9 protein-coding genes are annotated in these 7427 nt (G+C 31.2%); 5 read left to right on the top strand and 4 right to left on the bottom strand.

Features of this window, described 5'->3' with window-relative positions:
• Positions 1 to 144: 144 nt before the first annotated feature.
• A complete protein-coding gene (locus F8154_RS04840; protein WP_151860471.1) occupies positions 145 to 693 on the bottom strand; it encodes a helix-turn-helix domain-containing protein in 549 nt (182 codons plus the stop codon).
• 192 nt (positions 694 to 885) lie between these two features.
• On the opposite strand from F8154_RS04840, the gene F8154_RS04835 reads away from it, so the two are divergent.
• Positions 886 to 1857: a PLP-dependent cysteine synthase family protein gene (locus F8154_RS04835; RefSeq protein ID WP_151860470.1), complete on the top strand. Its 972-nt coding sequence runs from the start codon at positions 886 to 888 to the stop codon at positions 1855 to 1857.
• 130 nt (positions 1858 to 1987) lie between these two features.
• On the opposite strand, the gene F8154_RS04830 is transcribed toward F8154_RS04835, so the two are convergent.
• Complete coding sequence (locus F8154_RS04830) at positions 1988 to 2506, bottom strand: dUTP diphosphatase (RefSeq protein ID WP_151860469.1); 519 nt, start codon at positions 2504 to 2506, stop codon at positions 1988 to 1990.
• Positions 2507 to 3098: 592 nt separating this feature from the next.
• On the opposite strand from F8154_RS04830, the gene F8154_RS04825 reads away from it, so the two are divergent.
• Positions 3099 to 3518 (top strand): DUF1801 domain-containing protein, encoded by a 420-nt coding sequence (locus F8154_RS04825; protein WP_151860468.1) that lies wholly within the window; start codon positions 3099 to 3101, stop codon positions 3516 to 3518.
• A 224-nt stretch (positions 3519 to 3742) separates the two neighbouring features.
• Here F8154_RS04825 and F8154_RS04820 read toward each other — a convergent pair whose 3' ends face one another.
• Entirely contained in the window at positions 3743 to 4342 is a 600-nt protein-coding gene (locus tag F8154_RS04820) for a TetR/AcrR family transcriptional regulator (protein ID WP_151860467.1), read from the bottom strand.
• Positions 4343 to 4678: 336 nt separating this feature from the next.
• Here F8154_RS04820 and F8154_RS04815 point away from each other — a divergent pair, with 336 nt between their 5' ends.
• Positions 4679 to 5356, top strand: coding sequence for a hypothetical protein (locus F8154_RS04815; protein WP_151860466.1), 678 nt, complete (start codon positions 4679 to 4681; stop codon positions 5354 to 5356).
• Between the two features lie 324 nt (positions 5357 to 5680).
• Here the strand turns inward: F8154_RS04815 and F8154_RS04810 are convergent, their stop codons facing one another.
• The gene (locus F8154_RS04810) at positions 5681 to 6127 is read right to left on the bottom strand and encodes a DUF6144 family protein (RefSeq protein ID WP_151860465.1); all 447 of its coding nucleotides are present in this window, start codon (positions 6125 to 6127) and stop codon (positions 5681 to 5683) included.
• A gap of 146 nt (positions 6128 to 6273) precedes the next feature.
• Between F8154_RS04810 and F8154_RS04805 the strand changes: the two genes are divergently transcribed.
• A complete protein-coding gene (locus tag F8154_RS04805; RefSeq protein ID WP_192930167.1) occupies positions 6274 to 6789 on the top strand; it encodes a CGNR zinc finger domain-containing protein in 516 nt (171 codons plus the stop codon).
• A gap of 140 nt (positions 6790 to 6929) precedes the next feature.
• Entirely contained in the window at positions 6930 to 7394 is a 465-nt protein-coding gene (locus F8154_RS04800; protein WP_151860463.1) for a hypothetical protein, read from the top strand.
• The last annotated feature ends 33 nt before the right edge of the window (positions 7395 to 7427 follow it).

Below are 7427 nucleotides of genomic sequence, written 5' to 3'. Positions count from 1 at the left end.
ATAGCCAGACTTACTGGGATAAATCGAAGCATAGTATTGAAAGTATGAGAGATGTAATAATATTATAGTATATAGCTTTATAAGAAAAAATAACCAAAAGAACCGTCCCTGTGGTTGCCTGTGGTTGTGTGCTGTGGTTGTGTGTTATTGGTAAACAATAATTACCATTAGTTCTACTGCTTCACTTGAATTATTCACATAGTGGTGCTCACAATTTCCGTTGAAATGAAGCATATCTCCTTTCTCTATTTTGTATATTTTATTTTCTACATGTATCTCAACATTACCAGATAAGACATATACATACTCATCAATAGAACCAAGATGTGGTTCTGAATAGTGAGATTTTCCACTTTTTATCTCCATGTTGTACATTTCAAACTTTCTTGAAAGATCAAATGGTATAAATGTATATAGTGCTTGTACTTCATCTTCTTTTAAGGATGGTAGTGTCTTCTTATTTAGAATAGCTACTTCAGCATTATCATTATTCATAAGTGTTGAAAAAGAAACTTTTAACCCGTTACATATTTTCCACAAAGTAGTTACTGTTGGGGTGGATGTTCCTCTCTCAATTTGACCTAACATACTTTTACTCACACCTGTAATTTGGGAGACTTTATCTAATGTCATTCCATATCTAGTACGTATTACTTTTATGTTTTGTCCTATAATGTTATTCATTTTATCCATAAAATATCCCTTCTTTATGTCTGATATTAAATATGATATCACGCATATTATAAATTTGTCTATAGATTAACTCCAACAAATGCGTTATAACACATTTTTATAGCAATATATTAAGTAACTCTTGTGCGCTATAACATACTATGATATATTATAACAAACAAAGAGTGATTTATAACATGAAAGGAGATAGTTATGATTAGGAACTTTGATTCATCAATGTTAGGGGTTATAGGAAACACTCCATTAGTTGAATTACAAAGATTGACTAAGAATATTGAAGGTAGTATTTATGCAAAACTTGAGTTTTTCTCGCCAGGATTGAGTAAAAAAGATCGAGTAGCATTACAAATGATTGAAGATGCTGAGTCAAAAGGTATCTTGAAACCAGGTCAGACTGTAGTAGAACTAACTAGTGGAAATATGGGAACAGGTTTAGCTATTGTTTGCAAATTAAAAGGATATAAGTTCGTTGCAGTAATGTCTAAAGGTAACTCAATTGAAAGAGCAAAAATGATGAAAGCATTTAGAGCTGAGGTAGTACTTGTAGATCAAATGCCAGATTCGATTAAAGGACAAGTATCTGGTAAAGATTTAGAGCTAGTTGAAGTTGAAGCTCAAAGACTGACAAAGGAATATAATGCCTTTAGAGCAGATCAGTTCTTTAATGCAAGTACAATGGATGTAGGAGAAGATAAAATTGGACCAGAAATAATTGAACAAATGAAAGAGACAAAAGTAGATATTTTCGTAGATTTTATGGGATCTGGAGGAAGTTTTATAGGTGTATCAAAAGCATTAAAAAAGAAATATCCAAACGTTAAATGTTTCGGAGTAGAGCCAGATAATGCATCGTTTTACTCATCAGAAGAAGGTTCTTCGGGTAAGCATTCAATACAAGGTGGTGGATATAATATGCAGCTTAACTTTGTAGATAAAAATCAACATGTTATAGATGGTTTTATTACGGTATCTGATCAAGAGGCATTAAACGCTGCTAAGCTTCTTGCTAGTGAGGAATGTATTTTTGCTGGTTATTCAAGTGGTGCTAATTTAGCTGCTGCACTTAAATTATTAAAAGGAAAGTTTAAAGGTAAAAATATTGTAATACTTACACCCGATTCAGGAACAAAGTATTTAAGTACAGATTTGTGGAGCAATGTTTAGTTAAATTGGTTTTGTTTAGTGCAACTAGAGTTCAGGTGGAGTAAAAACTCCATCTGAACTAAGTTTACTTTATAAAGCATTCAGGGTTGTAATCTCATTTGTCTTGTTGTGTTAACAGAAAAGAGATGCTTTAACAAGAATGATATTTTAAATAGTAGTCATATACTTCTTCAAAGGTTAGTCCTAGATTATTTCCTAAACTAATGTATTTAGCAAATAACTCAATATATATGTTTAGAGAATTTATGTAAGTGCCCGCTAATATTTCACTTTTCAATCTAATAATATCACTGAATATTTGGGAAAAAGCTTTTATCACACCTTCTGGTTGTTCAACACTATCAATAACTTCCTTGTTTATTATATTAAAGTTATGTTCATTACCTATGGAAAGTAAAAATTTCATTACATCAATGTAGCGTAAAACTAACTTTTCTTTTGGTATCCTATAACTATTATTTTTATGATACTTATAGCATTTAGTCGTATTAGCCAACTGACCTAGTTTAACTTGAAGGGCAAGAAATTTCAAATCGAAGATGTTCTCTTCTCCCAATAGATCTTCAGGTATATTTGTTGAATTTTTTATATTGCTTTCTATAATTTCTTGAATTTTAAACAGTTGGTTTAATTCCATATTTAACTCCATAATTAAACACCTCACTTTATAATATCTTGTTCTAGTACCTGGTACTAATTATACTATATTTTGTTGATAAGTTAAACAAAAAAATTTTTATTAATAATTAAATTGATTTATGTTTGTAATAATATAAAGCTACACATTTATATCAGCTCATTACTAACATTCCCGCTTCTTAAGCGGGAGATAAGTGACGCCAAGCTAAAAAGTAAACGGAACTAGAGTTCCGGTAGAGTTAAAACTCCATCTAAACTAAGTTTTCTTTATATTGACGTAAAGCACCTATATAGGTAGTTTTAATTTGACGTTTAACAATTAGGAAATTAATAGTAGGATATGAAGGGTGAGAGTCAGAGCAAGCAGAATATGTTTTAATTTTGCAGGCTGGAAAAGGGGAGCCGTATGAGCTGAGGTTATATGTACGTTACTGTGAGAGAAGATGTTAACTCTTATAGTATTGAATACTAAAATGCTCTATAATCTTTTTATAAGTAAGTATAGGAAATAATAGGCTGAAGAGCTTTTTAATTGATTTAGATATAAGGATGAGGGGTATTAATTCTATAAATATCTTCAATATGGCGAAAGGAGGTATACCATGTATAAAGCAAAAACAAAACCTACCCCAGAAAGTGTATTAGAGTTTTTAGATACAGTTACCCCTGAAAGTAAAAGAATTGATTCCATGAAGCTGCTAAAGATTTTTGAAAGGATAACAGGGCATCCTGCAAAAATGTGGGGGAATAGTATAATTGGCTTTGGAAAGTACTACTATAAATATGAATCAGGCCATAGTGGAGAGGCACCCCTTGTTGGCTTTTCTCCAAGAAAAAAGGCTTTTAGCTTATACTTTGCTACTGGAGATGATGAAAGAGAAGAGCTGCTAAAAGGATTAGGGAAACATACCTCGGGTAAAGCCTGTGTATATGTAAAAAAGCTAGAGGATATAAACTTAGATGTTCTTGAGGAGCTTATTACTCAATCCCTAAAGTTTCTGAAGGAAAAATACCCTCAATAGTTTAAAAGTAAAAGGGGCATCTGACTAGATGCTCCTTACTAATAATATGGAGGGCTATGTATATCCATTTAATAAATTTTAGTGAGGTCTTACGTCCCCTGTGTCTTCATAGAGTAGCATAAAACAAATAAACGGTAAATTTAGGTGGATTAAGCATGTATTAAATTCACTAATTGTATAATCGTCTACCATGTATAGTGCAGATATGACCACATTAACATATATTAACATTTTCCTTCAAAAAGAAATGTGATCTGATTTTTAACCTGTGTTTCAAATTCCTCAAAGCTGATTTCCTCCATATAGATATACATCATTGTTTGAGTAAATATAATACTAAAAATGATATAAGAAGCTTCTTTAGAATCAAAGCCCTTCGGCAGCATTTCCTTTTCTATTGCACTATCTAAAAGCTGTTCTAGCTTTTTTACAAATATCACATCAATATTAACCAATCCCTTAATATTTAAATCATCTGTCTTTGTACTGGCAAACATGACTGCAAAAAGCTCGCGCCATACTAATTTTCCAAATAACTTCATATTCATTATATATTTCCACAGATAAGAAATTACCATCTCAATCACGCTAGTAGTCTCTTCATTATTATTTTCGTCTAAATAAAGCTCTTTTGATATAACCTTAACGAATATTTCTCCCTTTGATTTAAAATAGTTATAGAGTGTTCCTACACCGATTTCCGCCTTATCAGCAATTTCTTCCATAGTAGCGTCATTATATCCTTTGGATAGCAATATCTCTTTCCCAGCACTTAATATTTTTTCTTCGGTGTTTTTCTTTTTTCTTTCTCTCAACCCACTCATAATATCGCTCCAATGCTTAAGTTTGTTGTATGGTCATGTTCTTATATGACTATGTCCATATATTATCCCTTATTATTTTCTATGTCAACTCATTCTATGGATTAGACAGGATTTTAATTCTAGATTCTATGTACGATATTTATCATACTTCATTAATATACTACATTTAGATTTGACAAGACAAATCAATCGTGGTAAAATATGAATAAATTCATAAATGAATGAATTCATTATTTCTGTGAGGGGGTGTTTATTTATAGTTTTTAGTAAGCATTGAGCTGAGTCATTAAAATATCGTTTAACAATTTACTAATCATATTCAAAGGAGTGATTTTTATGAAATCCAAAAATCCATATTCAATTTGTACCTGGGATGATGGAAACAGCTGCAAAGACTGTAATATTGAAGGCAGTCTAATATGTAAAACAGATAAAAAGTTTAGAAAGAAATTTGTATTTCATCATCTAACTTTTAGAGCAACAGCATTTTTAGGATTATTTTTAATAGGTGCATTTATGCAAAATTGGGTATTGATTACCATATATGCTATAGGAGTATTTCTAAATTTTGCAGTTCTTGAACCAAGACTCCTCTGTAGCCACTGTCCTTTTTATGCAGAGAAAGGATTCTTTCTACGCTGCAATACGCTTTATGGAATGCCTAAGATATGGAGGTATCGCCCAGGTCCAATTACAAAGCCTGAAATGATTTTGCAATTAATAAGTGGTGGTTTTGTAGATTTTTTCCCAATAGCATCCTTCATCTATGGAATATTTGTATTCTACAATAGTCATGCTACTGCTGTAGAACTTATATCAATGATAGGATTTACTTTTATTTTATTAGTGATGATGATACAACTCCATCAGACCATAAAGGGAGAAGTGTGTTCAAAGTGTCCGAATTTTTCATGTGCCATGAATAAGGTGCCAAAGTCTATTAGGGATGCTTACATAAAGCGAAACCCTATAATGAAAGAAGCTTGGGAAAAATCAGGGTATAAAATTGGCTAAATTAACCCTTTGTTTCATTGAAATAACTATTAATGGACACAACGCCTCCGTCAGACTGCGTAAAAAAATATAGAAAATAGCATATAAAAACAAATATAAACCTTTAGATTATAACTAAGAAAAATGGGCTATTAAAATTAATAAATATATAGAATTAGATAGTAGAAATTTATTAAATGTAATACCAGTAGAAAATCAGTTTTAGAGGTATTTAGGCAATTTAGTCTTTTACATCTTAGGAATTAAAATATAAGAAAGGTGTGGATTAAATATATAAATCTACACCTTTACTTGTTTCTATACATTAATAACTATGTAAAATCCTTAAACAACTTTAACTGCAAGTTTACATATTTTGTTTCCCCTTAATATGGATTCGAGTATTTGAACATCAACTTGTCGATCAAACAATGCCTCAAAAATAGCCTTTGAATATCCTTTGGTGCAATTACATAAGAACGGATCTAGATTTTTTATTGTCTCTACCATAGGACATCCGCATTTGTGAAATTCTTGATAAATGGTATCATTTTCTTTATATAGACGCGGAGAATTCTTGTATACTTCTCTCTTATAGGTTTCAAATAGTAGGTTGATATCATCTTTATCAATTACCTTAGACCTTATTTCTTTAGCTAACTGTGGAGCATTCGATAAGCTACAACAGGATCTTCCGCATTTTTCTAATATTTTTTCTCCTTCATCATCATTTAAATTACTGATTTCTGATAATACATTATTAATCCAATTTCTCGTTTCATTTGCTTCCAAATTAAATCACCTCACGAATTTTTAGTGTAACCTTCAATTTGACTATAGAGGGTTACTGAAATACAATTAAAGTATAACACAATCAGTTGTAATGGTCAATTGATTTCATGGAGGTTACACATATGGAATTTTTATTTATCGATTTTGTGAATAGCCAATGGTACAATACACATAAAACATATGCAGAGCCTTTAAAGGATCCTAAATGGATGGGTAAATTTTTAGATTATTGGAATATACAGGCAGAGCTTGAATTGACTGAAGATAACCTTCGCATACTTTTAGATTTACGGATGAAAATAACTCATTATATTGAAAAAATTTTTTATTATAATGAAATAAATCAAAAAGATGTAGATCAAATAAACAACTATCTTGGATTATCTAAAGTTAAACGTAAACTAATATATTGTAATGGAGAATACACAAGTCAATTAATTCCTATAACTAGGGATATAAAGTGGATTATTTCTGAGATAGCAGCATCCTTTGTAAAGTTTCTTGCTGAATATGATAATGAACGAATAAGAATTTGTGAGAATCCTGATTGCAGATGGGTTTTTTATGATGAAAGTAGGAGCAGGACAAGACGTTGGTGCGACTCTAAATGTGGAAACCTTATGAAAGTACGTAGATTTAGGGAGAAGCAGAAAAATAAGTAAGATTATATATGTAAGGGTTGAGACAATAGGAAAAGACAATGAGGACAGTCCGAGACAAGTTTTTCACTGGTCTTGGACTATCCCCTTCGGTGTTTCTTTGAAATACAAATTTTACTTATGCAAAGAAAGGAAGACTGGTAATGAATAAAATTCTTAATAATATATTGCCTAAAACTGTGAATAACGATTATAAAGGAAGCAAAATCTCACTATGGATTTTTGTTATTTTAGCCATTGCCAGTACAGTAAGAAGCTCTATTCATTTTTTTGCGCCAGATGGTGGTTCAGGGAGTATAGCTGGGCTGGACTTATCAAAGGGTGGGGAGAACATTATTTTCGCTTTTGGACTATGGGGACTTTCACAGCTACTATATGCTTTTATTCAGATTTTGGTAGCATTTAAGTATAGAGCACTTATACCACTTTTTTATTTATTATTACTCTTAGAAACATTAGGAAGAATGGCTGTTGGAGCAATGAAACCACCTGTTTTATTGCATGGAGCTCCTCTAGGAGGAATTGCAAACTATGTTTTATTACCTATATCAATTATTATGTTCTTTCTAAGCTTAAACAATAACAGGCATGAGAAAAAAAATGATTGAAGACACTGTTTCGTATGCACATCTTAATATTAA

This window comes from Alkaliphilus pronyensis (assembly GCF_009017275.1).
Classification (GTDB): Bacteria; Bacillota; Clostridia; order Peptostreptococcales; family Natronincolaceae; genus Alkaliphilus_C; species Alkaliphilus_C pronyensis.
Note: the sequence above shows the minus strand (reverse complement) of the source record. Positions and strands in the feature narration are given on the sequence as shown.